Raw genomic sequence first — 23669 nt, forward strand, 5'->3', positions numbered from 1 at the left:
GGACGGTGCGAACGCGCGCCACGAACGGGGGAACGATGTCCACCAACGACAGAGCGCCTCACCCCGGCGGCACCGAGCCGCCCCGGCGCAGCCACCCGGGGCGCCGCTGGGCCGGCACCCGACCGTCCGGGTCCCGCCCCGGCCGCCCACGCCCCACCGGCTCCCGCCCAGCCGGCACCCACCGCCCCATCCGCTAGTAGCTCCCCGCTCTCGGCTCCCCCTCCCCGCACCCCCACCCCGCTCTCGGCGATCTTGCACTTGCTGTCCCGACAAAATGCACGTAACGGGACGAACCAGCAACCGAAACTGCAAGATCGCGGGGAGCGAAGGGGAGCGCGGGGCGCGGGGGGCGCGTAAGGGGCTAGTCGGTTAGGGGGAGGTCGACGGAGTGGTGCTGGCGGGCGTTGTCGGTTATCGCCGCGTGGGTGTGGTCGTTCAGGCGGGCCAGCCAGTTGAGGCCGGGAGTGCCCATGGCGAGGGCGGCGGTGGCGTACGCGTCGGCCAACCCGAGGTCGGTGCCGACAACGGTCACCGAGCGCAGCCCACTGGCCGGTGCGCCGCGGCGCGGGTCCAGCACGTGCCGGCCCCGCTCGTACACGCCTGACGTCGCCACGGCCAGGTCGGTCCCGCTGAGGACCAGGCAGGCCGCCATCGCGTCCCACGGGTGCCGGATGCCGATGCGCCACGGCTCCCCCGACGGCGACAGACCCCGCACCCGTACGTCGCCGCCAGCGTTCACGCAGTGGTTGACGGCACCGGCGGCGACGAGGCGGTCCGAGGCGACCTGGGCCGCCCAGCCCTTGACGTAGCCGGACGGGTCGAGCCGACCGGTGGCGTACGCGTCGAAGAACCCATCGGTGGCGCCCCACAGGTCGGCGCAGGTCTCCAGCACGTACCGCAGGTCCGCGGACGCCTCGGAGAGCAGCACCTCACCCCTGTCGAAGCGGCACACCTCGCTGTCCGGCTTGTAGGTGCTGAACCGTCCGTCCACCTCGTGCATCCAGGCGAAGACCTCGTCCGCCAACTCGCGCAGTGTCGCCGGTGGCAGGTCGTCGGCGAGGTCCAGCGTGATCGTCGTACCCATGATCTGTTCGACCCGGCACAGCCCGGGTCGGGTCAGCGTGGCCCGCACGTCAGAATGCCTGCTCGATGGCGGACCGCAACGACTGCTTGTAGGAGTTGCTGGTCTCGGTGGCCCCGGAGACGGTGTTGAGGTTCGCGTTCTGCTTTCGCACCACCTCACTGGGGGTGCCAGGAGCGCCGGTGCCGTCGTAGGCGAGACGGACGTCGCCGCTGTGGATGTCGGATTCACCCCCGCTGGGCAGCGACAGCGCCACGGCCTCGACGATCCGGCTACCCGAGACGACGATCTGCACCTGCACGTACCCGTACTCGTTCTCGAAGCCGTTGCCGGTGACCCGGCGGGTGGTCGACTGGGGCGCCTTGGTGGTGGTCCGTGGCGCGCTGGGGGCCTTCGTCGTCCTGGTGCCCGACGGGCGCGCGGTGGTCTTGCCGGGCTTGGGCGACGTCGACGGCTTGGCGCTTCCCGATGGTGTCGGCGTGCCGGCGGCCGGGTCGGTGCCCGGCGCACCCGGTTCGGTGCCCGGCCCGGAGGGGTTGACCGGCTGCGCGGTCGGCAGGTTCTGGGCGACCTGGCTGGTGCCTGGCGAGCCCTTGAACACCACAAGCGCTGTGGTGCTGGCGGCCAGGCCGGTGATCGCGAGGAGCGCGCGACGCATGGGGATGCCCTTCCTACAGCTCGAACGTGGCCAGATGGATCTGCCGTCGGGGCACGCCGGCCCGCCGCAGCGCCCGCACCGACTGTTCCACCAACCCGGGCGGCCCGCACAGGTAGACGTCGCGTCGGGCCACGTCGGGCACCAGTTGCCGCAGCCCGTCCGGGCTCATCAGCTGGCGGGGGCCGGGGTCGTCGCGGGAGCCGATGACGTACCAGACGGAGGTGTCGCGTTCCTGGGCCAGCCAGTCCAACTCGCGGCTGAGCAGCACGTCGGCCGGTGTGCGGGCGCGGTAGATCAGCGCGGCGCCCGGCGGCAACTCCTCCAGCATGGCCCGGATCGGCGTGATGCCGCTGCCACCGGCGATCAGCAGCGCCCGCTCGCGGAGCCGGTGCGCGGCGGTGAAGGTTCCCGACGGGCCTTCGGCCCAGACCCGGGTGCCCGGTTCCAGGTCGCGCAGGTCGGCGGTGTGGGTGCCAACCACCTTGACGGTGACCCGCAGCCAGCGGCCGTTCGCGGCGGCGGAGACGGAGAACGGGTGTGACTGCCACCAGCAGCCCCGGGTGAGGAACCGCCAGCGGAAGTGTTGGCCGCCGAGCATCGCCAGCCGGCCGAGCCGCTCCCCAGTGAGGTAGATGGAGATGGTGTCGGTGCTCTCGGCGACCACGTCGGCGACCCGCAGCTTGTAGCGCAGGTTGAACGCCAGCGGTGCGATCACGCGGCCCCAGAGCAGGGCGGCGACCACCAGCACGTACAGCGCGATCCAGCCGGTGCGCACCGGGCCGGGCCGGTACAGCTGCGCGCCGTGGGTGAACTGGTGGCCGAAGCCGAGCAGCAGGATGAGGTAGCTGGACAGGTGCAGCAGGTGCCACATCTCGTAGGGCAACGCCCGCCGGATCGCCCGGATGCTGCTGAAGCCGACCAGCATCATGATGCCGGCCGCGACGAACGCCGAGACCATGTCCTCGTAGTCGCCGAGCAACGTGCCGACCTCGGCGAGGATCGACTGGTTACGCAGGTCGGCGTAGCCGACCAGGATCAGCGACATGTGCGCCAGCACGGTGACCAGCAGTGTGGCGCCGATGTCCCGGTGCCAGCGGGCCATGTGCTCGCCGCCGATCCACCGTTCCAGCACCGGCAGTCGGCTCATCATCAGCACCTGCACCAGCAGCAGGTAGCCGGCGACCAGGCCGGTGATCCGGCCGGCCGCGGTGACGGTGGTCGCTGTGCTCCGCAACGATCCGGCCGGGGTGCCCAGCCACCAGGGCAGCACGCTGGCGAGCAGGCCGACCAGGAGCAGCACGCCCAGCAGCCGTCGGCCGCCGGGCCCGCGCCGGTCCGGGATCTGCGGGGGTACGGGCGCAGCCGACCGGCCGCCGTGCCGGGACGAGGTCCCGGTACGACGGCCGGCGGCGTGGGTGTGCGAATACGTCACGCGTACAGCTTCATCGGGGCGTACTTCTGGCGGGGGAAGACCTTGTCGACCTCCGCGTTGGTGAGCCCGAACCGGCCCTGCGCCACAGCGCCGTAGACGTTGAACATGTTGTTGTACTCCGGCACGTCACCGGAGTCCAGCTTGTCCAGACCGTTCCAGGTGCCCAGCAGCGAACCGGCCAGCTTCTTGCCGGACAGCAGGGTGACCACGCCGCCGTGCCCGTGGTCGGTGCCGTTGTTGTTGGAGCCGACCCGACGGCCGAACTCGCTGGACACCATGATCGTCACGTCGGCGGCCTTCGGGCCGAGGTCGGTGAAGAAGGCGGCCATCGCGTTTGCCAGCTCGTTGAGGCGGCGGTGCAGCTGGCCGCCCTCGCGGGTGCCCTGGTTCTCGTGGGTGTCGTAGCCACCCATGCCGACGGTGGCGACCCGGACGTTGGCGCCGCCCTTGATCAACTGGGCGAGTTGCTGGAACGCGTTACCGACGCCCTCGTACTTGACGCCCTCGGCGGGCTGGTACGGCTTGGCGGCGAGCTTCTGGGCGGTGGCCAGCGCGCCCATGCCCTCCTGCACGGCTTCCTCGACCGGGTGGTTGATCCCGGTGAAGAGGCCCTTGATGGCCTTCTCGGTGGCGGCCCGGAACCGCTCGTCACCGTTGAGCCGCAGGGAGCCGACGTTGTTCAGCGAGAGCGCGCCGTTGTTGCCGACCAGCGAACGGGGCAACGTGCTGCCGATGCCGACGCTGCGGAACGCGGTGCCCTTGCCCAGGTTGTCGACCAGACCGTCGAGCCAACCCCGGCCGCCGGTCTCGTTGGGCAGCCCGCCCAGGTTGCAGGCGTCGGCGGCCTGGAAGTGGCTGCGGGACAGCCGCTCGTCGGAGACCGCCGGGATGAAGCCCAGCTGACCGGCAGTGAGCCACTTCTCCAGCGGCTTGAACGCGCTGGTCAGCTTGAAGCCGCGGCCCAGGGCCAGCGAGTCGTTGCCGAGCAGCAGGTCGGGCCGGGCCTTGTTGAGCACCGCGTCGTTGTCCGGCGCGATCAGGCTCAGGCCGTCCAGCCCGCCGTAGAGGAAGACGTGGATCAGGGTGCCGGTCTTGGTCGCCGCGAACGACGCCGAGGTGGTGACGAACTGGGCGGTGGCCAGCGCGGTGGCGGTGGCCGCGGCACCGGCGACGAAGGTCCGCCGGGTCACGCCGCGACCGTCCTGCTGGGCCTCCTCCAGGTCCTCCAGGGTGCGGTACCTGTCGAACTCGGCGGCGTTCTCGGCGGCGACGATGTCCGCCTCGGCGCGCAGCAACGCCTCGGCCGGGTTGTCGGCCAGCCGTCGCACGTCGGGGCATTCGGGGTGCAGGGGGAAAGAGTTGTACACAGTCTTCTCCATCGGGTGCCTCACCGGAGGTGGTGCTGGGGGGAAGCGAGGATCGCCCGCGCGACGGCGGTGATGGCCCCGTTGAACGTGGCGTCGACCTTGGTGGTCGCCGCCACACCGGCCACGCCGAGGATGAGGTTCTTCTCCCGCGTGCTCAACTTCTGGCCCACCAGACGCAGGGAGAGCGCGTCCACGTACGCACCGGCCGTCGCCGGCGGCTTGGCGACCAGCTTCTCCGGCGCCGTGTATGTGAAGGTGGTGCGGTAGCCGGCGAGGATCTCGCCCGCCTCGTTCCAGCCGTTGACCATGGTGCCGGCCGAGGTCCACGCGACGTAGACGTCCGGGTAGCCGTCCGGGGTCGGATGACCCATCGGGGACTGGCCCAGCTCGCGCATCTTGTCGTGGATCTGGCGCAGCCCTCGGGCGTACGCGGTGCGCTTGCTGTCGCCGTTGTTGTGCTTCGGCGACGCCTCCGGCGAGACGCCCAGGGTGCGGTACGTGGCGACCAGGTACTCCATCGGCCGGCGCACCTTCTGACCCACGCCGGCCCAGAACTCCGAGGAGCAGAACAGCGTCATCAGGACCGGCTTGATCATGCCCTTGTTGGTGGTGTACGTCTTGGCCAGCCGGTCCACCAGGGACTTCGGCGGGGTGTCCGAGACGAACCGGGTGGCAAGGCTCTGCGCCACGTACTTCGCCGTCGACGGGTGCGTCGCGATGTAGGTGATGTACGCGTCGATCGCCGCTTCGGCCTTCTTCGGGTCGGACGAGTTGTTCGCGTGGGTGAAGCCGAGGATCTTCACCTTGCCGACGTAGTGCTGCTCGGGGCGGAAGACGTACTTGCCCTTGTCGTCGACACCGCGGCCGGTCTGCAACATGGCGGCCTGCCGGACGTCCGGCTCCTTGTAGCCGCCGTCGACGCCGACCGAGTAGAGCTCGAGGTTCTCCCGGGCGAGGTTCTCGTTGATCGCGTCCTTGCGGGAGTCCTTCTGGTTCAGGTAGATCAGCAGCGCCGGGTGCTTGTTCGCGGCGACCAGCATCTCGGGGTAGCTGCCCAGCGCGTGCTTGCGCACGACGTCCTGGTCGAACGAGTTGCGGTACACCTCGCCGCCGTCGAAGTCCGCTGCGACGTGCAGGAAGTCGTTCCAGAAGTCGACCATCACCTCGAACAGCTGGCGCTTGGACCAGATCTGCCGGGCGATGGTGGCGTCGACCATCTCCCGCTCCGGGTGGGCGTCCTGCTCGTTGAGCTTGTCCCGCTGGTCGCGTAGCTGCTGCACGGAGAGCTTCTGGGTCGGCAGCTCGGCGAGCTTCAGCTCGCCCTTGCTCGGCTCCAACTTCTCCGGGTCGAGCTGGGCGCGGATCCAGGCGTCCATGCCCTCGCGCTTGATGTCGGCGACCACCGCGGGCGTCGCACCGAAGGTGGCGCGCCGGGCCAGGTGCAGGATCGGGTCCTTGGCCAGCACCGTCTTGACTGTCACCTTGGTCGCCGCCGCGGCCGCTGCCGGGCCGGAGAAGGTCCGCCCGCCGGCCGGCGCGTTCTTCTTCAGCGCCTCACCGGCCCGCGAGCCCATGTAGCTTTCGTTCTGCTCGGTGTAGGTACGCACGGTGCTGGGCTGCTGGCCGCTGGGGCGCGCCGCGGTGCCGTCGGTAACCGTGCTGCCGGTCGCGTCGCCGGCCGCCGCCTCGTCGCCGAAGAGGCCACGGATCTGCGGGGTCATGGCGAGCGCGGCGCCACCGGCGACGACGGCGGCGGTGCCGCCGAGGGCCACCATCGCCTTACGTCGGCCGACCTTGCGACCCGGCTCGTTGTCATCGTCGAGGGTGGGCAGTCCGGTACCGGCAGGTCGTGCCGGGGCCGGACGGCCGAGGCCCTCCGGGCCGACCCACTGCGGACCGCGCGGGGCGGGCGCGGGCTGCCCGGCGTACTGCTCACGCGGGTCGGCCTGCGCGGCGTAGCCGCCCTGGTAGGGGTGGGGCGAGTCGTAGCCGTAGGGCGCGGGCGTGTGGGGGTCGCCGTAGCCGTCAGCGCTGGGGTGCTGATGTCCGTCCCAACCGCGGTCGTCCCGCGGTCGACGTGGTGGCACATTCTGGTCGGCCATGTACCAATCCCGATTTCTGATGAGCGCCGGAAGCTGCTACCGGGCAGGTGCGGCAGGTGCGGCGACTGTTGCCTGAGGGGGTTGCTACGGCAAGGTAACCAAGGCCCCAGGGCCCTTCAAGGTGGCCGGAACCCACTCGTGAGGGCACTTAAGACAGCGCTCAGCGCGACAGCGGCGGCGGGCTGTGGGATGGACCTGCCCGCAGACCTTCCCAGCAGGGCGTACGCGTGGCGTGCCGAGCACGGATCGGACCACGCCGCCGTACGCGACAGTTACGGCCTCGTTCACCACCAAAGGCAAACTTAAGGCTCAGGTAAGTCGGACATGAGGCGCGCTCGCGTGCAGGAAAAGTAGCAGCAGCGGGCGAGCGTGAGCCGCCACCGCAGCGGGTATGCCGCCGAACCGCTGAACGCGTGAGGGGAAGGCAGCGCCATGCTCAGCAAAGAGGATCAGCGCAGATTCGACCAGATCACCCGTCAGCTCCGGGAAAGTGACCCGGCCTTCTTCAACCGGCTGGACCACCGGGCCCGAGCCCGCAGGGGCCGCTACCTGATGTTGTTGACCATCGTGCTGTGGGCGTCGCTGCCGGCGATAGCCGTGTTCGCCGGTCGACTCACCGGCGCGATCTGCGCGGTGGTGCTGGTGGCCAATGCCGCGATCATGTGGCGGTTCCGCCGCCGCTGGACGTGACTGCTCAACCGCTCAACGGGACGGCTCAACAGGTGGACGTGACAGCTCACCTGTCGGCCGGACCGAACGCCCGGTACGCGCGGCGCAACCGTTCGAGCAGTCCCGGCCCACCGATGGCCGGGGCCGGCGCTCCGAGCTGGCGCAGCAGCAGGTCGGTGCCGGTCACCAGTCGGGGCGGCCGATCCGGCAGCGGCACCGGCGCTGACCAGAACCGGTCCGCTGTGTCCGCCAGCGGCGTCGCCGACAGCCCGGCCAGCGCCCGAGCGGCGCCGACCGGCGCCACGACGTCCACTGTCGACGCCGCACCGTCCGGTCCGGACGGTGGGTCGAGCGGTGGGGGCGCCGAGGTCGCACCGGTGGTCGCGGCTCGCCGGGCGCGGAGTTCGTCGAGCAACTCCGCCCGGGACCGACCGCGCCAGTGCAGCAGCTCGAACGGGTCCGCGTCGAACGCCTCGGCCAGCAGGTAGAACGTCGCCGCGAGGTGCTTGCACGGCACCGCGAAGTCGGGGCAGTTGCAGCGCTGGGTCAACTCGTCCACGGCGGCCGGGAAGAGCGGCGCGCCGGCCGCGGCGAACAGCTCCTCCAACTCGTCGGGGAGATCTCCGGCGAGCAGCCGGGCGCTGAAGAACGCCTGCCCGGCCAGCTCGTCCTCGATTCGGGACCAGAGCGCCGCCGGGAACGGCTTCAGCGCGATCGACACCTGGTACGGCTGCGGCCGGGAGCCCTGCACCACCGCGTCGACCCGGCCGGGGGTGATGTCGAGCGTGAGCACCTGACCGGCTCGCGCGTACGACCGGCCCCGGGTCAGCCGGGTACCGAGCGCGAACGACTCCAGCACCTCCAGGAAACGCCGCGACCACCAGGACCTGCCGATCGCGCCCCGGGCACTGCGTGCCCGCAGACCCCCGTCGACCCGACGCGGACGCCCGTAGTCGGCGAACCGGTCGGTGCTCACGTCGGCGCTCCGCTCGCTCACTCCACCACCGCGCCGGCTTCCAGGGCGAACAGGTCCCGCAACTGGCCGGTGGACAACTCGGTGATCCACTGCTCACCGGTGCCGACCACCCGTTCGGCGAGGCTGCGCTTGTCGGCGATCATCGCGGCCACCTTCTCCTCGACAGTGCCGGCGCACACGAACTTGCGCACCTGCACCCGTCGACGCTGCCCGATCCGGAACGCCCGGTCGGTGGCCTGGTCCTCGACCGCCGGGTTCCACCACCGGTCCACATGCACCACGTGGTTCGCGGCGGTAAGGGTCAGCCCGGTGCCGCCGGCCTTGAGGGAGAGGACGAACAGCGGCGGACCCTCCGCAGACTGGAAACGCTGCACCAGGGCGTCCCGCTCGGCCTTGCCGAGGCCACCGTGCAGGAACAGCACCTCCCTGCCGAACCGCGCCGACAGGTGACCCCGCAACATCGCACCGAACTCGGCGTACTGGGTGAAGAGCAGTGCCCGCTCCCCCGCCGCCAGCACCTCCTCAAGGATCTCGGTGAGCCGAGCCAGCTTGCCGGAGCGGCCCTCCAGCGGTGAGCCGTCGCGCAGCAACTGGGCGGGGTGGTTGCAGACCTGCTTGAGGCGGGTCATGGTGGCCAGCACCAGGCCGCGTCGTTCGATGCCGTCGCTGGTCTCGATCCGGGCGAGCATGTCGTCGACCACCACCCGGTACAGCGCGGCCTGCTCCGCAGTGAGGTTGCAGAGCACCTCCATCTCCAGCTTCTCCGGCAGGTCGGAGATGATCGACGAGTCGGTCTTGAGCCGGCGCAACACGAACGGGCCGGTGATCCGGCGCAGCCGCTCGGCGGCCTCGACGTCGCCGTGCCGCTCGATCGGCTCGGCGAACCGTTTGCGGAACGTCGCGGCCGGCCCGAGCAGACCCGGGTTGGCGAACTGCATGATCGACCAGAGGTCGGCGAGGCGGTTCTCCACCGGTGTGCCGGTCACCGCCACCCGCTGCCGGGCGGGCAGCGCGCGAACCGCCTCGGCCTGCCGGGTCGACGCGTTCTTGATCGCCTGCGCCTCGTCCACCACCACCCGGTGCCAGTCGATGCCGGCCAGGTCGGCGGCGTCGCGGGCGGCCACCGAGTAGGTGGTGAGGACCAGGTCCGCGCCGTGCGCGGCCGCCGTGAACTCCGCTCCCCGCGCCCGCTCGGCACCATGGTGTACGTGCACCCGCAGCTCCGGGGTGAACCGGGCCGCCTCCCGCTGCCAGTTGCCGACCAGCGACATCGGACAGACCAGCAGGGTCGGCCCGGCCTCCGGTGGGTCCCCGGCGAGCAGCGCGAGCAGTTGCACCGTCTTGCCCAGCCCCATGTCGTCGGCGAGCACACCGCCCAGACCGAGTGAGCGCAGGAAGGCGAGCCAGGCCAGCCCCCGCTGCTGGTACGGCCGCAGCGTCCCCCGGAAGCCCGGTGGCGGGTCCAGCGGGGTGAGTCGCCGCTCGACCGCGCCGGCGAGCAGGTCGCCCAGCGCCCCGTCGGCGGTCACCTCCAGCACCGGCAGCTCGCCGGTGGCCTCACCGTCGGCCAGCCCGAGGCGGAGCAGGTCGGCGACGGTCAGCTCGCCCGCGGAGCGGAGCAGGCGCAGCCCGGCCGCGAGCCGCCCCGGGTCCAGTTCCACCCACCGGCCGCGGAGCCGTACCAGCGGGGTCTTCGTCTCGGCCAACGCCGCCAACTCCTCGGCGGAGAGCGGCTGGTCACCGAGTGCGATCTCCCAGCGGTAGTCGACAAGGGCGTCCAGGCCGACTCCGGCATCGGTGCCACCCACGGTGCCCGGCGCGGTGCGGCTGCGCGCCCGCAACCGGGCGCCCAGTCGCGCCGACGGACGCTGCCACCAGGACGGCAGCAGCACCCCGAAACCGGCCGCGTGCAGCACCGGGGCGCCCGCACTGAGGAACCGGTGCGCCCCCTCGACGTCGAGTTCCATCGCCTCCGGGGCGGCGGTACGCAGCGCGGCGTCCAGGTCCGGCCAGAGCCTGCTGGCCCGGCCCAGCTCGGCGAGGAGCGTCTCCTGCGGGTTGGCCGTCCGGCCAACCAGGCCGCCGAGGGTCTGCGGCGCTCGCCAGATGTCCCCGGCATCCACGTGCAGGCCGGGTTCGTCCGCGGCCTGCAACCCGAACTCCAACCGCCAGCGCCCGGCACCGATCGACCCGACCGACACCGGCGCGCTGTCGGCGGACACCGGCGCGCTCGCGTCGTCGGCGGACACCGACCCGGGCGCGCTCTCGGCGGACACCGACGCGGGCGCATCGTCGGCGGACCTCACCCGGGTGGCCAGGATCGGTTCGGTGACCTCGTCGAGGGCTGGTTCGACCAGGCGGAAACTGGCCCGCACCGGGCCACCGGCGGCGTCGCGCTGCCAGGCGTCCAGTTCGGTGGAGAGGCTGTCCAGCCCGGCCGGGTCGATGGTGAAGTCCCGCTGCGGGCCGGCGAGCGCGGCGAGCCAGGCCGGCGCCGGACCACCAGGGCGCAGCCCTCGTGCCAGCGTGGTGGTCGCCAGCGCGGCCCGCGCGGCGGCGTCGGTGAACGCGTCGAGCGCATCCGCGACCAGGACGGCAGCGGTCAGCTCAGACCCGCCCGAACCAACAATCGCCGCAGCGGAGGTGGCGGCGCTCCCAGTGGGCCCCTGAGCAGTGCCGGCGGACGACGGCAATGCGGCGGACGGCGACGCGGCGGCGGACGGCGGCAACGCGGCGGCGGACGGCAGGACGGCAGCGCGGGCGGCGGGTGGCAGGGCCAGCGCCAGCGCGCGCGCCCAGGCGGCGTCGGTGCCGGTCAGCAGCGGACGCCAGACCGCCTGCGCGAGCACCTGCCCGCCCGACGCCGTCGTCGTGCCCGCGCCGGGCGCCCAGTCAACCGTCGTCGTGCCCGCACCGGCCCTCGCCACGCCTGCGCCGGGCGTCTGGTCGACCGCTGTCGCGCCAGCGTCGGGCGTCTGGTCGGCCGTCGCGCCAGCGCCGGGCATCCGATCGGCCGTCGTCGCGTGCACGCCGGGGAGGACGCGGCCACGGGTCACCAGGTCGGCGGCGAAGTCGACCAGTTCGGCGAGGTGCCGCAGGGTGGCCCCGGGCACCGCCGGGATGTCGTCCAGGGCTCGCAGCAGCGAAAGGGCGTCGTCCGGGGCGTACACCAGGGTGGGGACCCGCCACCCGGCCAGGGTGAGCCGGCCGCGGGCCGCGGGTGCGACTGTGGTCCGGATCAGTTCGGGTGAGTCGGTCGGCGCGCCGGCCAGGGTGGGCAGGGTGAGTAGCGCTGTGTCCGACCGGCTCGGCTCGGCGGCATCGGCGAGGACGGCGGCCAGGTCGGTGTGCCCGGCCGCGAAGGGGTGCGGGCGTTCCCGGGCCGGCCGGCCCGTACGTGCAGCGGGAATCGGTGCGGTGCTGTCCTCGGCCCAGACGGCGAGGCCGCCGGTCGATCTGCCGCTGGGCAACCACAGCCCGTGGATGACCAGCACCTGCTCCCCCTAGTCGCCGCCCGCCCCCAGCTTAGGCGGCCCACCCGGCCCGGCGTCCGCGCCCACCGGCCCACCTGCGCGATCTTGCACTTTGTGTCGACGTTCGGTGAAGAGTGCACGTTTTGTCGCAGCAGAAAGCGCAAGATCGCGGGGACTGGAGGTGGGTGCGGCAACGGGCTAGCGTCGGCGCTGTGGTCGATCTGCTGGTTCTTGGCGGGCTTGGGGTGGACGTACGGGTTCGGGTGCCCGCGCTGCCCCTCCCGGCTGCCGATTCCCACACCGTCGAGCCGATCGAGCTGCGGATCGGCAACACCGGCGCCGGTGTGGCGTTGGCCGCCCGGGCGCTCGGCCTGCACGTACTGGTGGTCGACACCCTCGGTGCGGATCCGGCCGGTGAGCTGGTCCGGGCGGCGTTGACCCGGGCCGAGGTGCCGGCGCTGCTGGCCGAACACCGGGGCGGCACCCGCCGGTCGGTGAACCTGGTGGACCCGGGCGGGCGGCGCACATCGCTGTACGACCCGCGCCCATGGCAGGGTGATCCACCGTTTCCCGCCACCGAATTGACCGCACTGGTCCGCGACGCCCGGCACGTCCACCTGTCGATCATGGATTGGACGGTGCCGTTGCTGCCCGCCGTGCGGGCTGCCGTTCCGACGGGCGTGACGCTCTCCACCGACCTGCACGACTGGGACGGCGAGAACACCTACCATCAGCCGTTCGCGGAGGTCGCCGACCTGGTTCTGCTGAGCGGGGTGCGGTTGGGCGACCGCGCCGCGTCGCTCGCCGGCACGTTGGCGCCCCGGACGGTGGTGGTGACCCGTGGCGCGGACGGCGCCGACCTGTACCCGGGCGACGGCACTGCGGTATCCGTGCCGCCCGCCGTCGCTGGAAAGCCGGTGGTGGACAGCAACGGGGCGGGCGACGCCTTCGCGGCCGGCCTGATCGCCGCCCGGCTGCGCGGTGAGCCACTGGCACGTGCCGCCCGGTACGCGGCGCGGGTTGCCGCTGCGGCCTGTACGCATGACGGGATGGAGTACCCACCGGGCCTGTTGCCCACCGGTTGACGGCCGACGGAGTGCGGCGACCCCTGGCTCAGAGCGCGCCGGCCTCGCCGTCGGTCAGCTCGCGCAGAATGTCGGCGTGGCCCGCGTGCCGGGCCGTCTCTTCGATCATGTGCGCCAGGATCCAGCGCAGCGACACCTCACCGAGCTGCGGATGCGGCACCACGTGGTCGAGGTCGATGCTCGCGGCGACCGCCCGGGAGCGGGCGCAGGCTCGCTCGTACGCCTCGGTGAGACCGGCGATGGTTTCCTGGTCGCTCAGCGTGAAGCTGGCGACCGCGTCCTCCTCGGAGGTCAGGTAGACGTCGCCGGGCTCGGGTGCCAACAGGGTCGGGAACCAGTTCCGCTCGACAAGGGTCAGGTGCTTGACCAGCCCAGCGAGTGTGGTCGCCGACGGCACCAGCCGGCGTCGGGCGTCGGCGTCGGAGAGACCGCGCAGTTTGCGCAGCAGCACGGCCCGGTGGAAGTCGAGGAACGACGTCAGGACGGCACGTTCGTCGCCGGTGCGGGCGAGCACCGGACCGAGCGTGGGATCGATCGTCTGCTCCATCCGCCGACAGTAGCCACGGGCCGGGTGCGCCGCTGCCCCGCTATCCGCTGCGGGCGGGCGCTGGGCCGGGCAGGATGGGCGCATGGCTTCATCCGTGCAGATCCTTCTCGTCGGCGGCACGGCGGACGGGCAGACCATCACCGTCGAACTGGACAGCAACGGCCGTCCGCCACTGACCCACCATCACCTGGGCTCCGGTGGGTTGGCCGACGCGCAGATCTACGAGTTGGAGACAGCCCGCGAGGAGGCCCGCGAGTGGCGCTACCGGTGGACCGGCCCGGCGGTGTGACCGCCCGCTCAGACCCGGGTGAGGGTCTGGCTGCGCAGGCTCTCCAACACGCCTCGGGTGACCTCCGAGGTGCCCCGCGCCTGATCGCACACCTCCGCCACCCGTCGTGCGGTGGCCTCGGCGCGTTGCTCCCGCTCGTCCCAGAGTCGGTCGACCTCGGCCAGCAGCGGCCCCTCGACCTCCCGCTCCACCCCGCGTAGCGCCGGCACGCCGAGTCGTTGGGCCAGGTCGAAGACCTTGCCGGCGTACGGCAGGGGCAGGAACGGCGTACCGACCATCGCCGCGAAGATCAGGAAGTGCAGGCGCATGCCGACGGCCAGGTCGAAGTGGCGCATCAGCCCCAGCACCTGCTGCGGAGAGTAGGTGCCGTGCAGGATCCGACCTCGCTCGGCGGCGACCATGTGCGACAGCACCCCGTGGGAGTGCCTGATGTCGTCGCGCTCCATCGGCACGAACAGCACGTACGCGTCGATCCGGTGCACCAGGAAGTCACCGATCTGGGCCAGCAGCCGGTGGTAGCCGTCCACGTCGAGGCGTTCGGCGGCCCGGCCCGGCTCCCGCACGCTGATCCCGACGAGGCGCTTGCCGACCGGCACACCCTCCTCCGCCAACAGGTGGGCCGGGAACTCCTCCGGTTGCAGGAGGAACGCCGGGTCCGCGGTGACCGTGATCGGGTTGAGCAGGCCGGCCTCCTCCAGCACCATCCGGGACTCCTGGTCCCGGACTGTCACCTGGGTCGCGCTGGAGAGCGTCTCCCGGACCATGCCGGTGTCCACCGCGTCGCTGAGCGGCCCGACCCCCACCGCGTACGTGATCAGCGGCAGGCCGCGTTCCTGGGCCACCCGGACCACCCGCAGGTAACGGCGGGCCTCCCGGTCGTACAGGATGCCGCCGCCGCCCAGGATGAGCAGGTCCAGCTGGGCCAGGACCAGTGCCGAGTCGGTACGGCTCACGCCCTCCCAGGGCACCGCTTCGACATCCGGGTGGGCGGCCCGGGTGTGTTCCGGGTTCCGGGAGAAGACGATGATCCGGGCGTTCGGTTCCTGCGTACGCAGATCGGTGAGCAGGCCGGTGAGGATCGCCTCGTCGCCGAGGTTTCGCCCACCGTACGAGCCCAGCACACCGATGGTCAGTCCGGCGCCGTGCGTCATCCGTCGCTCCTCCCCAGGTGCGGTCCGCGCCGGTTTCCCGCTGGGCCTGTGAACAGTCCTGCCGAGGGGACCCGTCCCGGGCCGCCGCCGGCTCAGCTCCCCGGGGTGAGGCGCTTCGCCATCTGCTGCGAGGTGACATCGAAGCCCAGACTGCGGTAGAGGCCGATCGCCACGGTGTTCGTACCGAAGACGTTCAGTCCCAGCTCGGGCACACCGCGTTGGGCGAGTTCGGCCTCGATGAGCTGGATCATCCGCCGCGCGTACCCGCGTCCCCGGTGCTCCTCGTGCACGTCGATGTTGTGGATCCAGGCCTGGTTGGGGGCGGCGGCCGTCGGCAGGGTCACCCAGATCCAGCCGACCTCGGCGTCGTCGACCCGGCCCACCCGCAGCAGCGCACCCTCGGTGGCCACGCCGGCCGGCAGCGACTCCCGGATCTGGTCGACCGACCGTTCCAGGGCCGCCTGCGGGGTCATCCCCCGGTGCGCCACCAGGTCGTCGGCGTACCCCTGCACCAGTGGCCCCCGCAGGCGGTCCAGTTCCGGTGCCGTCATCGGCGTCAGCGTCAGCTCCACAGCGTCTCCCCGTTCGTCGTCGCCCGCGGGTAGTGCAGCAGAGCCGGTCCGGAGACGCCAACTGTTTCCCCGCCCGGGGCGGACGGGACGGCCGGGGGGTGCGCGGGCGGGCGACGATGGCAACGTGCGGATCGCCCACGTCAGCGACAGTCACCTCACCAACCCGGAGGGGGTGGCCACCTCGGTCGGCACCACGGTGACGCTCCTGCGCGCCGCCGGGCACCGGGTGGTGCTGCACTGCCCCGGCCCACTGTCCCGGTGTCGCCGCCGGCCGGGCGAGGTGCCCTCACTGTCGGTGCCGACCCGGCCGTACCGGTTGGCGCTGCCCCGGCCGCCCAGCGCGCCCGCCGACGTGGTGCACGTGCACACCACCGGCCCGCTCGGCGTCGCCGGCCTGCGGTGGGCCGCCACCCGGGGCGTACCGACAGTGCTCACCTGGCACACCGACCTCGTCGCGTACGCCGCGCACTACCCGGAGATCCCGATCGGGGCCGCATACGCCGGCCTGCGGCTGGGCCTGCGCTGGCGGGCGGGCGACCTGTGGGCGCTCGCCCACCCCGGACCGGGTCGACAGGCCCGACTGTTGGCGCTCAGGCGAACCCTCCTGGCCCACACCACTGTCCTGATCGCCCCTTCGACGAAAACCGCGGCGATGATGGCGACGATGGCAGGGCGTACCCCGATCGTGGTCCTGCCGACCCCGGCCGCCGCACCGCACGCCGACGCCGACGACCGGCGGCGGCTGCGGGCTCGGCTCGGCATCCCAGCGGACGCGCCAGTGCTGCTCGCTGTGGGACGGGCCACCCCGGAGAAGAGCCCCGAGCTGCTGCTGGCCGCGTTCGCCCAGGTCCGCCGCGAGTTGCCGGCCGCCCGGCTGGTGCTGCTCGGGGCCCGGCGGCACCGGCTCGCGGTCCGCCGGATGGCCCGCCGGTACGGCGTCACCGGCGCGCTGCACCTGCTCCGTCCGGTGCCACGCCACCGGGTCGGCGCCCACTACCGGGCAGCGGACGTGCTCGCGTTCACCTCCACCACCGACACGCAGGGCCTGGTGCTCGCCGAGGCCGAGGCGTACGGACTGCCGGTGGCCATGGTGGACACTCTGCTCGCCGAACGGCCCGGCACCGGCACCACCCGACCGGTCGCCGAGCCCAGCCCGGCGGCGTTCGGGGCGTTGCTCACCCGGCTGCTGACCGAACGGGAGTTGCGCACGGCCGTGATCCGGGACGGCCGGGCGGCGGCGACTGACTGGTCCGCGGAGCGCTACCTGACCGAGCTGGTCACGCTGTACGCGTCGCTGCCACCGGTCGGCCCGGCGGGAGGCGCTGCCATCCCCGGGGCGCGCCGGGGTGACGCCGGTGCCAGGTCGGAGTGACAAGTCGACCCGGTGCCGGGAACCGGACGCGGCTGCTCGTCGTGGCGTTCATCGATGCGACGGTGGTAGCGTCCGCCGGTGGCCGACCGGGTCCTGCGGGTGAGCACCGCGCTGGTGCTCGCCGTCGGGCTGACACTCGCCGGAGTCGCCGCCCGCGAGGAGCCCGTCGAGCTGCTGTTCTACTTCACAGTGCAGGTCGACCTTGCCTATCTTGTGGTGTTGCTGGCCGGGTGCGGTGACCGGCTGCGCACCGCGCTCACCGTCTACCTCGTCGGCACGGCGGTGGTCTTCGTCCTCGTCCTGGCCAACCCGTGGAGCGGCTACGCCATGGTGGCGACCCCCGAGGCCCGAGGGCTGGTCTCCGACGCCGGCAACCTGTTGCTGCACGCAGTGGTGCCGCCGCTGGCCGCCGCGCAGTGGTACAACCGCCGGCCTCGGGTCGCGCTGCGTCCGGCGTACGCGGTCAGCCTGCTCGGCTACCCGCTGCTGTGGCTGACGGTGATCCTGGTCCGGGGCGCCGTCGGCCGGGCCGAGGGCCGCTACCTCTACCCGTTCCTCGACGTACCCCGCCTCGGGTACCCCACCGTCGCCCTCAACGCGGTGCTCTTCGGCGTCACGTTGCTGCTGCTCGCTCTGACCGCCGTCCACCTGACCCAGCGGCGCACTGGTTGACAGCGGTCAGGGTGCCGACGGCGTCGACTCCAGTTGGTGCGCCAGTTGGGCCAGGTCATGCAGACGAAGGTCGCCGTCGAGCCCCTTCAGCGCGGCGGTCATCGCCCCCGCCGCGCGACCGGCCCGCAGGCCGACCTCGGCGTCCTCGACGACCAGGCACCGCGTCACGGGTACGCCCAGCAGCGCCGCGCCCCGCAGATAGCCCTCCGGGTCCGGCTTGCCGATGCTGACGTCCTCCACGGTGACGAGCACCGGCGCCTTGATGCCGGCGGCACCGAGCCGGGCCTCGGCGAGCCGCGCGTCGGCGCTGGTCACCACCGCCCAGGGCAGCCCCAGCTCGGTCAGCGTGTTCAGCAGGTCGTGTGCCCCGGGGGTGGCTGTCACGTCGGACAGGTCGTCGTACTGCAACGCCAACTGCCGGGCGGCGGCGGTGCCGACCGCTCTGTCGTCGAGCGCGGGCAGCAGCCGGCGGATGGTCCGGTCGGCGGGGCTGCCGTGCGCGATCGCCAGCGCCGCAGCAGGGTCGACGCCGTACTCGGCGGCCCACCGCTCCCAGGCCCGCTCCACCGCGGCGTCGGAGTCGACGAGGGTGCCATCCATGTCGAACAACACCGCGCCAATGCCCGCCAGGTCCACGACCACACTCCCCGAATCGAGGGTAAGGCGGCCACCCTCCCCCACCTGGCAAGATCCGCGCAACTTCGGTGATCCCGCTGTCTGCCGGGCCGATGAGCGCTGCCTGCCGGGCCGATGAGGCAGCAGGAGCCGTGAAGTTGCGCGGATCATGGGTGACCGCCGGGACGGTGGTCCACGTGGACGGCGGCTTCGCAGGCGGCTACGCGGTATTGAAGGGTGGGCGCGGCAGGTTTCGAACCTGCGACCCCTCGCTTGTAAGGCGAGTGCTCTCCCACTGAGCTACGCGCCCGGATCGCCCGTGTGGCGGGCCGGTGGCTGGCAAGCTTACCTGCCCGCCACCGACCCGGGCGCACGGCGTACCCCGGTCAGTTTGTCGCTTCGGCGATGGCCTTGCGCCAGCCCTGCTGGTCGCGGGCCTCGCCCGGGCCGTTCATCTCGGCGAAGCGGACCACTCCGGTCTTGTCGATGACGAAGGTGCCCCGGTTGGCGAAGCCGGCCACCTCGTTGAAGACCCCGTACGCCTGGGCGACTGCGCCGTGCGGCCAGAAGTCGGCGAGCATCGGGAACTGGTAGCCCTCACGGTCGGCCCAGATCTTGTGGCTGTAGGCCGAGTCGACGCTGACGGTCAGCACCTGGACGTCGTCGTTCACGTACTCGCCGAGGTTGTCGCGCACCTCGCCCAACTCGCCCTGGCAGGTGCCGGTGAAGGCGAGCGGGTAGAAGACCAGCAGCACGGTGCGTCTGCCCCGGAAGTCCGAGAGACGGACCTCCTGGTTGTTCTGGTCCTTGAGCACGAAGTCGGGTGCTTCGGCACCAACCTCGATGAGCATACGAACTCTCCTCGCGTCGAGTCGGGTGACGGCGTCAGCCTGCTACCCGGCGGTGGGCGGACCGTCGGGCGAGCGGAGCGGCGCTGGCTACTTCTTGGCCTTGGCCCCTCGGCGCAGCACCAGACGTGCGCCGCTCCAGTCCCGGCCGGCGTTGACCGTCGAGGTCTGCTGAAGGCCGGCGGTGGGCGCGGACTCCGCGACCTCGCTCGGCTCGACGTGCCCCTCGCGCCCCGCCTTCGGGGTGAGCAGCCACACGACGCCGTTGTCGGCCAGCGGGCCGAGGGCATCGACGAGCAGCTCGAAAAGGTCACCGTCGCCGTCCCGGTACCAGACCAGCACCGCGTCGACCACCTCGTCGGTGTCCTCGTCGACCAGATCTCCACAGCGGTCGGTCAGGGCGTCTCGGAGATCCTGGTCGACGTCGTCGTCGTACCCCATCTCCATGACGACCATCCCCGGTTCGATCCCGAACCGGTCCGCCAGGCTGCGTACCCCGTCGGCGGCCTGACCAGCGGTCGCGCTCACTGTCGCGTGCCTCCTCATCTCGTCCCTGCTCGCGGCGTCGGTGCGACGCCGTCAGGCAAAGTCCACACAGTTGTTGGTCTGCGCGCAAGTGGCGCACCGGGTGGAACGGAATTTACCGTGCCAGCAGCGTACGGGCACCGTCGGTAATGGCTTCCGCGGAGACCAGTACGTGACGTGCTGCCGGACCTAATGGTACAAACGAGTCAACTGCCGCCACTCGACGCGCGGCACCGACATATCCGGCGTCGACAAGCGCGGCGATCACGCCCTCGCCGACCCCGCCCGAGCGGCGCGTCTCGTCCACCACCAACACCCGGCCGGTCGCCGAGGACTCCCTGATGATGTCCGCCACCGGCAGCGGAGCCAGCCAACGCAGATCCACCACGCGGGTGCCCACCCCCTCCTCGGCGAGGACGGCAGCGGCCCGCAGCGACATCCGCACCCCGTTACCGAAGGTGATGATGGTGAGGTCGTCCGCCGAGCCGACCCGGTAGACCCGGGCCCGCCCGATCGGCACGTGCCCGGCCACCCACCCACCCGGCTCCGGATAGCCGGCCAGCCACTCCCCGTCACCATCCGTGTACAGGTCGCGGGTGTGGTAGAGCGCTATCGGTTCCAGGAACACGCAGACGCTGCCGTCCACCGCCGCGCTCGCCAGACAGGTCCGCAGCATGGGCGCGGCATCGTCCGGCCGCGCCGGCACCGCGACCACCAGACCGGGCACATCACGGAGTACGGCCACCGAGTTGTCGTTGTGGAAGTGCCCGCCAAACCCCTCCTGGTACGCCAGGCCCGCCACCCGCACCACCATCGGGTTGCGGAACGCCCCCTGCGAGAAGAACCGCATGGTGGCCGCCTCACCGCGCAACTGGTCCTCGGCGTTGTGCAGGTACGCCAGGTACTGGATCTCCGGCACCGGCAGCATCCCGGCCAGCCCGGCACCGAGACCCAGGCCGAGCACCGACGTCTCGTCGAGCAGGGTGTCGAAGACCCGGGCCGCCCCGAACCGGTCGCGCAGCCCCTTCGTCACCCCGTACACGCCGCCCTTGGCGGCCACGTCCTCACCGAAGAGCGCCATCTGCGGGTGGTCGAGCATCCCGTCGGCGAGTGCCGCGTTGATGCTCTGCGCCAGGGTCATCGGCCCGGCCAGCTCCGGCGGCTTGCCGCCGAACGCCTCCGCTCGGGCGCCCGCGCCCGGCCCGCTGGCCCGCGCCGCGGCGTCGGCCACCGCCCGCGCCACCCGCACCGGACGACGTGGGGCCAGCGCCGACACCACGTCGGCCGCGGACGCCAGCTTCGGCTCGCCCAGCACCTCCTCGGCCAGCCGGCGTACCTGCCAGCCGGTCTCGTCGTACCGGGCCAGCAGCTCCTCGCCGGTCGCCACACCCGCGTCGACCAGCAGCCGCGCGGTGGCGGCCACCGGGTCCCGGTCCAGGTCCTCCACCAGCTCGGCCGGGCTCCGGTACGCCGACTCCGCGTCCGCCCCGGCGTGCCCCATCAGCCGCACGCTGCGCAGGTGCAGCACAGCCGGCCGCCGGGTACGGCGTACCCAGGCCGCGGCCTCCGCCGCCACCTCGTACGTCCGCACCGGGTCGGCCCCGTCCGCGCTGAAGTAGCGGATGCCCGGCTTGGCCCGCAGGGTCGCCTCGACCCAGCCCTCCGGTGAGCGGACGCTGATGCCCAGCCCGTTGTCCTCACAGACGAAGAGCACCGGGATCCGCAGCCCGGCGTGGTCGTACCACCCGGCGGTGTTGAAGGCGGCGGTGGCGCTGGCGTGGTTGACGGAGGCGTCGCCGAAGGAGCAGACCACTATGGCGTCCGGTGGCCAGGGGGCGTGCGTGGCGCCCGCGCCGCTGCCCACCCGCACGCCGGCCCCGGTACGCCGACCGGCGCTGTCCAGCCGGCGCAGCCGCTCCACAGCCAGTCCCATCCCGACCGCGCGGGGCAGGTGCGAGGCGATGGTCGAGGTGGTCGGCACGATGGCCAGGTCAGCCCGGCCGAACACCTTGTGCCGGCCCCCGGCGATCGGCTCAAGGCTTGACGCGACCATCCCGCGCAGCACGTCCCGGGCCGCGTCGGCGTACGCCCCGAACCCGTTGCCGCCCCCGACCGCCGGTGTCGATGCGCCGTCGACGGCAGGCTCCGATTCGGACAGATCGGCGTTCGGCTCGGGGCCACGTGTCGATGCGCCGTCGACTGTCGACCCACGTTCGGACCGCTCGGCGGCAACGGTCCGCGCTCGGTCGGCGTCCTGGTCGGGGTCGGCGGACCGGGGCGGGTCAACGGACGACTCGGAGTCGGTGGCCAGCGTCGGGTCGGCGGCGACCTGGGCGGCGCGGAGGCAGTAGAAGGCGCCCGAGCGGTAGTGCAGCAGCGCCGGATCGGTGGGACGCAGCGCGGCGGCGACCGCGGCGTTGCCCTCGTGCCCGGCCGAGCCGATGGTGTAGAAACCCTCCCCGAAGCTGCGCAACCAGCGGCCGGCCAGGTCGAGCTGCCGGCTGGTCACCTGCGCGTCGAACAGGTCCAGCACCTGTGCGCCGGTCAGCGGGGCGTCATCGGTGACCGGGTCGGCGGGGTCACGCCGCCGCTCGGCGGCAGGCAGCGCCGCCAGCGTCTCCCGGAACCGGTCGTCGAGATCTTGCGGGGTGGTCACGTCGGACAGCATTACCGACGGAAGCCCTGCTCGCCCAGTGGGACACGGCCGGCAGGGGTGCGCTCACTCCGGGCCGAAGGATTCCGGACAGCCGCCGTCGGACACCTTCCAGACCAGGTCACGAAGGGTGCTCAGCTCCTCGTCGCTCAGCCCGGACAGGAGTCGGGAGTCGGACATCACCCCGATCACCCGGGCTCGCACGACGCGACCCTCCTCGGTCACCAGCAGCGTCTTCTGCCGCCGATCCGTCGGGTCGGTGCGGCGCTCGACCAGCCCGGCCTGCTCCAGCTTGTCGACCAGTACCGTCACGTTCGACCGGTCACAACCCAACTGACCGGCGAGATCCCGGGCCGGCAACGGGTGGTCCGGGTCCAACTCCCGCAGCGCCCGGGCCGCCGCCGGGGTGAGCCCCAAGTCGGCGAACGCGGAGCCCTGCCGGTGTCGCAGCGCGGCGGTGACGTGTGCCATCCGTCGCACCACATCGGCAGCGAGACCGGCCCGATCCGCCGGCCCGCCCACAGCGGAACCCACCTGCCGCGTCACGACCACATCGTACGCCGCACACCCGTCGCGGCAGCTCAGCGATCAGGTCCGGGGCGGGCCTGGCCGCCGGAGCTGCGCAGTTCCAACACACGACCGGACTGGCAACACCGGCCCGTCCCGACCTACGGGCGCCAAGCCCAGATCCACGCCCCGCCGCCGGCCGCCACGGCTCTGCCATTGCCGTGTCCGGGAGGCGTCAGGCAGGCTGTCGGTGCCCACGTCGCCCTGCGCCGCCGGGCGATCGTCGTGACCCCGATGCCTCGCGACCGGCGAGAGTCGGCGGCGAGCACGAGGAGGTGCTGTGGCAGACAAAGCCTCTTTCGTCTCGGCGATCGCGGCGGCGCTCGCCGCGGTGCTGGCCGCGCTGAACATCTACTACTCAGGGCAGCGCGAGCGGGAACGCTGGGCGAGAGACGTGCTGGTCGACGTGCTCGTGACCTTCCTGGATTCGAGCTTCGACTCGTCCCGGGCGGTCCGGGACCACCTCGAAGGAACGGCGGCAGATGAGGCCCCGGACTGGGTGGCACGGGTCGAGACCGCGCACCGGCAGAAGATGGCCGCTCTCACGAAGATCCGCCTCCTCGCGCCCGGGCGGGCCGTGGACGCTGCCGTCGGCCTACACGAAGCCGACTACCGCTTCGCTCGACTCGGGTCGGCGCACCCGATCCCGACCGCCGCCGAGATCAGCCTGGTTCACGAGGAGGTTTGGGCCGCGCGTCGGCAGTTCATCGCCGCCAGTCAACGAGCGGTCCGCCTGCGCTACCGGGACGCACCGACCCGCAGCCTGACCGGCATGCGGAGCCAGGGTCTGTTCCGCAGGCGGTAATCCGATCCGCCCGACGTTCGACGAGGTCGACGCCCGACGAGGTCGACGCCCGACGCCCGACGTTCGACGAGGTCGACTCTCAAGATCGCGCAACATCCTGGTTGTAGTGGCATCCGGCGAACCGCAGACCACTAAATCCAGGATCGAGCACGATCTTGGCTTGGCTTGGCTTGGCGGCGCGGGACGCGGGCGGCGCGGGACGCGGGCGGC

General features: G+C 72.3%; 20 protein-coding genes, 1 tRNA gene and 2 pseudogenes. 6 read left to right on the top strand and 17 right to left on the bottom strand.

What is annotated here, in order from left to right:
• Nucleotides 1–361: 361 nt before the first annotated feature.
• Genes MED01_RS27750 through MED01_RS27770 form a run of 5 tightly spaced genes read right to left on the bottom strand, consistent with a single transcriptional unit; the run spans nucleotide 362 to nucleotide 6640 of the window.
• Complete coding sequence (locus MED01_RS27750; protein WP_238671486.1) at nucleotides 362–1084, bottom strand: FAD:protein FMN transferase; 723 nt, start codon at nucleotides 1082–1084, stop codon at nucleotides 362–364.
• A gap of 49 nt (nucleotides 1085–1133) precedes the next feature.
• Nucleotides 1134–1739, bottom strand: a complete 606-nt coding sequence (locus MED01_RS27755; protein ID WP_238671468.1) for an FMN-binding protein — start codon at nucleotides 1737–1739, stop codon at nucleotides 1134–1136.
• A gap of 13 nt (nucleotides 1740–1752) precedes the next feature.
• On the bottom strand, nucleotides 1753–3171 hold the full coding sequence (locus tag MED01_RS27760) for a ferredoxin reductase family protein (protein WP_238671469.1): 1419 nt from the start codon (nucleotides 3169–3171) through the stop codon (nucleotides 1753–1755).
• A complete protein-coding gene (locus MED01_RS27765; RefSeq protein ID WP_238671470.1) occupies nucleotides 3168–4550 on the bottom strand; it encodes a DUF1501 domain-containing protein in 1383 nt (460 codons plus the stop codon). The genes MED01_RS27760 and MED01_RS27765 overlap by 4 nt, the downstream gene beginning before the upstream one ends.
• A gap of 8 nt (nucleotides 4551–4558) precedes the next feature.
• Nucleotides 4559–6640, bottom strand: a complete 2082-nt coding sequence (locus MED01_RS27770; protein WP_238671471.1) for a DUF1800 domain-containing protein — start codon at nucleotides 6638–6640, stop codon at nucleotides 4559–4561.
• Nucleotides 6641–7072: 432 nt separating this feature from the next.
• On the opposite strand from MED01_RS27770, the gene MED01_RS27775 reads away from it, so the two are divergent.
• Complete coding sequence (locus MED01_RS27775) at nucleotides 7073–7330, top strand: DUF3040 domain-containing protein (protein WP_091409372.1); 258 nt, start codon at nucleotides 7073–7075, stop codon at nucleotides 7328–7330.
• Nucleotides 7331–7376: 46 nt separating this feature from the next.
• Here MED01_RS27775 and MED01_RS27780 read toward each other — a convergent pair whose 3' ends face one another.
• The 3 genes and pseudogenes from MED01_RS27780 to MED01_RS36390 all read right to left on the bottom strand — a co-directional run.
• A complete protein-coding gene (locus MED01_RS27780; protein WP_238671472.1) occupies nucleotides 7377–8306 on the bottom strand; it encodes an SWIM zinc finger family protein in 930 nt (309 codons plus the stop codon).
• Nucleotides 8303–10468: pseudogene (locus MED01_RS36385) on the bottom strand (DEAD/DEAH box helicase); the annotation flags it as partial. The pseudogene MED01_RS36385 and the gene MED01_RS27780, both read right to left, overlap by 4 nt.
• A gap of 152 nt (nucleotides 10469–10620) precedes the next feature.
• Nucleotides 10621–11779, bottom strand: a pseudogene (locus MED01_RS36390) (ATP-dependent helicase); the annotation flags it as partial.
• A 191-nt stretch (nucleotides 11780–11970) separates the two neighbouring features.
• Here MED01_RS36390 and MED01_RS35890 point away from each other — a divergent pair.
• Nucleotides 11971–12843 (top strand): carbohydrate kinase family protein, encoded by an 873-nt coding sequence (locus MED01_RS35890; RefSeq protein ID WP_308193573.1) that lies wholly within the window; start codon nucleotides 11971–11973, stop codon nucleotides 12841–12843.
• Between the two features lie 28 nt (nucleotides 12844–12871).
• Here MED01_RS35890 and MED01_RS27795 read toward each other — a convergent pair whose 3' ends face one another.
• Entirely contained in the window at nucleotides 12872–13390 is a 519-nt protein-coding gene (locus tag MED01_RS27795) for a DinB family protein (protein ID WP_238671474.1), read from the bottom strand.
• Nucleotides 13391–13472: 82 nt separating this feature from the next.
• Here MED01_RS27795 and MED01_RS27800 point away from each other — a divergent pair, with 82 nt between their 5' ends.
• Nucleotides 13473–13679 carry a DUF8847 domain-containing protein gene (locus MED01_RS27800; RefSeq protein ID WP_030488784.1) on the top strand — a complete coding sequence of 69 codons (207 nt, stop codon included), beginning with the start codon at nucleotides 13473–13475 and terminating at the stop codon, nucleotides 13677–13679.
• A gap of 8 nt (nucleotides 13680–13687) precedes the next feature.
• Here the strand turns inward: MED01_RS27800 and MED01_RS27805 are convergent, their stop codons facing one another.
• Together MED01_RS27805 and MED01_RS27810 are read right to left on the bottom strand one after the other, a co-directional pair.
• Entirely contained in the window at nucleotides 13688–14830 is a 1143-nt protein-coding gene (locus tag MED01_RS27805) for a polysaccharide pyruvyl transferase family protein (RefSeq protein ID WP_238671475.1), read from the bottom strand.
• A gap of 92 nt (nucleotides 14831–14922) precedes the next feature.
• A complete protein-coding gene (locus tag MED01_RS27810; RefSeq protein ID WP_238671476.1) occupies nucleotides 14923–15402 on the bottom strand; it encodes a GNAT family N-acetyltransferase in 480 nt (159 codons plus the stop codon).
• Nucleotides 15403–15526: 124 nt separating this feature from the next.
• Between MED01_RS27810 and MED01_RS27815 the strand changes: the two genes are divergently transcribed.
• Both MED01_RS27815 and MED01_RS27820 read left to right on the top strand, forming a co-directional pair.
• Nucleotides 15527–16774 (top strand): glycosyltransferase, encoded by a 1248-nt coding sequence (locus MED01_RS27815; protein WP_238671477.1) that lies wholly within the window; start codon nucleotides 15527–15529, stop codon nucleotides 16772–16774.
• 78 nt (nucleotides 16775–16852) lie between these two features.
• Complete coding sequence (locus MED01_RS27820) at nucleotides 16853–17446, top strand: Pr6Pr family membrane protein (RefSeq protein ID WP_238671478.1); 594 nt, start codon at nucleotides 16853–16855, stop codon at nucleotides 17444–17446.
• A 6-nt stretch (nucleotides 17447–17452) separates the two neighbouring features.
• Here the strand turns inward: MED01_RS27820 and MED01_RS27825 are convergent, their stop codons facing one another.
• The 6 genes from MED01_RS27825 to MED01_RS27850 all read right to left on the bottom strand — a co-directional run bounded on the left by MED01_RS27825 (nucleotide 17453) and on the right by MED01_RS27850 (nucleotide 22558).
• The gene (locus tag MED01_RS27825) at nucleotides 17453–18082 is read right to left on the bottom strand and encodes an HAD-IA family hydrolase (RefSeq protein WP_238671479.1); all 630 of its coding nucleotides are present in this window, start codon (nucleotides 18080–18082) and stop codon (nucleotides 17453–17455) included.
• A gap of 217 nt (nucleotides 18083–18299) precedes the next feature.
• A tRNA-Val gene (locus tag MED01_RS27830) sits at nucleotides 18300–18371 on the bottom strand.
• A 76-nt stretch (nucleotides 18372–18447) separates the two neighbouring features.
• Nucleotides 18448–18912, bottom strand: coding sequence for a peroxiredoxin (locus MED01_RS27835; RefSeq protein WP_238671480.1), 465 nt, complete (start codon nucleotides 18910–18912; stop codon nucleotides 18448–18450).
• Nucleotides 18913–18999: 87 nt separating this feature from the next.
• A complete protein-coding gene (locus tag MED01_RS27840; protein WP_030330240.1) occupies nucleotides 19000–19437 on the bottom strand; it encodes a DUF3052 domain-containing protein in 438 nt (145 codons plus the stop codon).
• A gap of 112 nt (nucleotides 19438–19549) precedes the next feature.
• The gene (locus MED01_RS27845; RefSeq protein ID WP_238671481.1) at nucleotides 19550–22102 is read right to left on the bottom strand and encodes a thiamine pyrophosphate-dependent enzyme; all 2553 of its coding nucleotides are present in this window, start codon (nucleotides 22100–22102) and stop codon (nucleotides 19550–19552) included.
• Between the two features lie 51 nt (nucleotides 22103–22153).
• Complete coding sequence (locus MED01_RS27850; RefSeq protein ID WP_238671488.1) at nucleotides 22154–22558, bottom strand: MarR family winged helix-turn-helix transcriptional regulator; 405 nt, start codon at nucleotides 22556–22558, stop codon at nucleotides 22154–22156.
• A 376-nt stretch (nucleotides 22559–22934) separates the two neighbouring features.
• Between MED01_RS27850 and MED01_RS27855 the strand changes: the two genes are divergently transcribed.
• A complete protein-coding gene (locus MED01_RS27855) occupies nucleotides 22935–23459 on the top strand; it encodes a hypothetical protein (protein WP_238671482.1) in 525 nt (174 codons plus the stop codon).
• Nucleotides 23460–23669 lie beyond the last annotated feature (210 nt).

This window comes from Micromonospora alfalfae (genome assembly GCF_022230925.1).
Classification (GTDB): domain Bacteria; phylum Actinomycetota; class Actinomycetes; order Mycobacteriales; family Micromonosporaceae; genus Micromonospora; species Micromonospora alfalfae.

Excerpts from the sequence above, each read along its gene's own strand:
- MED01_RS27750 (WP_238671486.1), bottom strand. The coding sequence starts at position 1,084 with ATGGGTACGACGATCACGCTGGACCTCGCCGACGACCTGCCACCGGCG.
- MED01_RS27755 (WP_238671468.1), bottom strand. The coding sequence starts at position 1,739 with ATGCGTCGCGCGCTCCTCGCGATCACCGGCCTGGCCGCCAGCACCACA.
- MED01_RS27765 (WP_238671470.1), bottom strand. The coding sequence starts at position 4,550 with ATGGAGAAGACTGTGTACAACTCTTTCCCCCTGCACCCCGAATGCCCC.
- MED01_RS27770 (WP_238671471.1), bottom strand. The coding sequence starts at position 6,640 with ATGGCCGACCAGAATGTGCCACCACGTCGACCGCGGGACGACCGCGGT.
- MED01_RS27775 (WP_091409372.1), top strand. The coding sequence starts at position 7,073 with ATGCTCAGCAAAGAGGATCAGCGCAGATTCGACCAGATCACCCGTCAG.
- MED01_RS27795 (WP_238671474.1), bottom strand. The coding sequence starts at position 13,390 with ATGGAGCAGACGATCGATCCCACGCTCGGTCCGGTGCTCGCCCGCACC.
- MED01_RS27800 (WP_030488784.1), top strand. The coding sequence starts at position 13,473 with ATGGCTTCATCCGTGCAGATCCTTCTCGTCGGCGGCACGGCGGACGGG.
- MED01_RS27805 (WP_238671475.1), bottom strand. The coding sequence starts at position 14,830 with ATGACGCACGGCGCCGGACTGACCATCGGTGTGCTGGGCTCGTACGGT.
- MED01_RS27835 (WP_238671480.1), bottom strand. The coding sequence starts at position 18,912 with ATGCTCATCGAGGTTGGTGCCGAAGCACCCGACTTCGTGCTCAAGGAC.
- MED01_RS27845 (WP_238671481.1), bottom strand. The coding sequence starts at position 22,102 with ATGCTGTCCGACGTGACCACCCCGCAAGATCTCGACGACCGGTTCCGG.
- MED01_RS27850 (WP_238671488.1), bottom strand. The coding sequence starts at position 22,558 with ATGGCACACGTCACCGCCGCGCTGCGACACCGGCAGGGCTCCGCGTTC.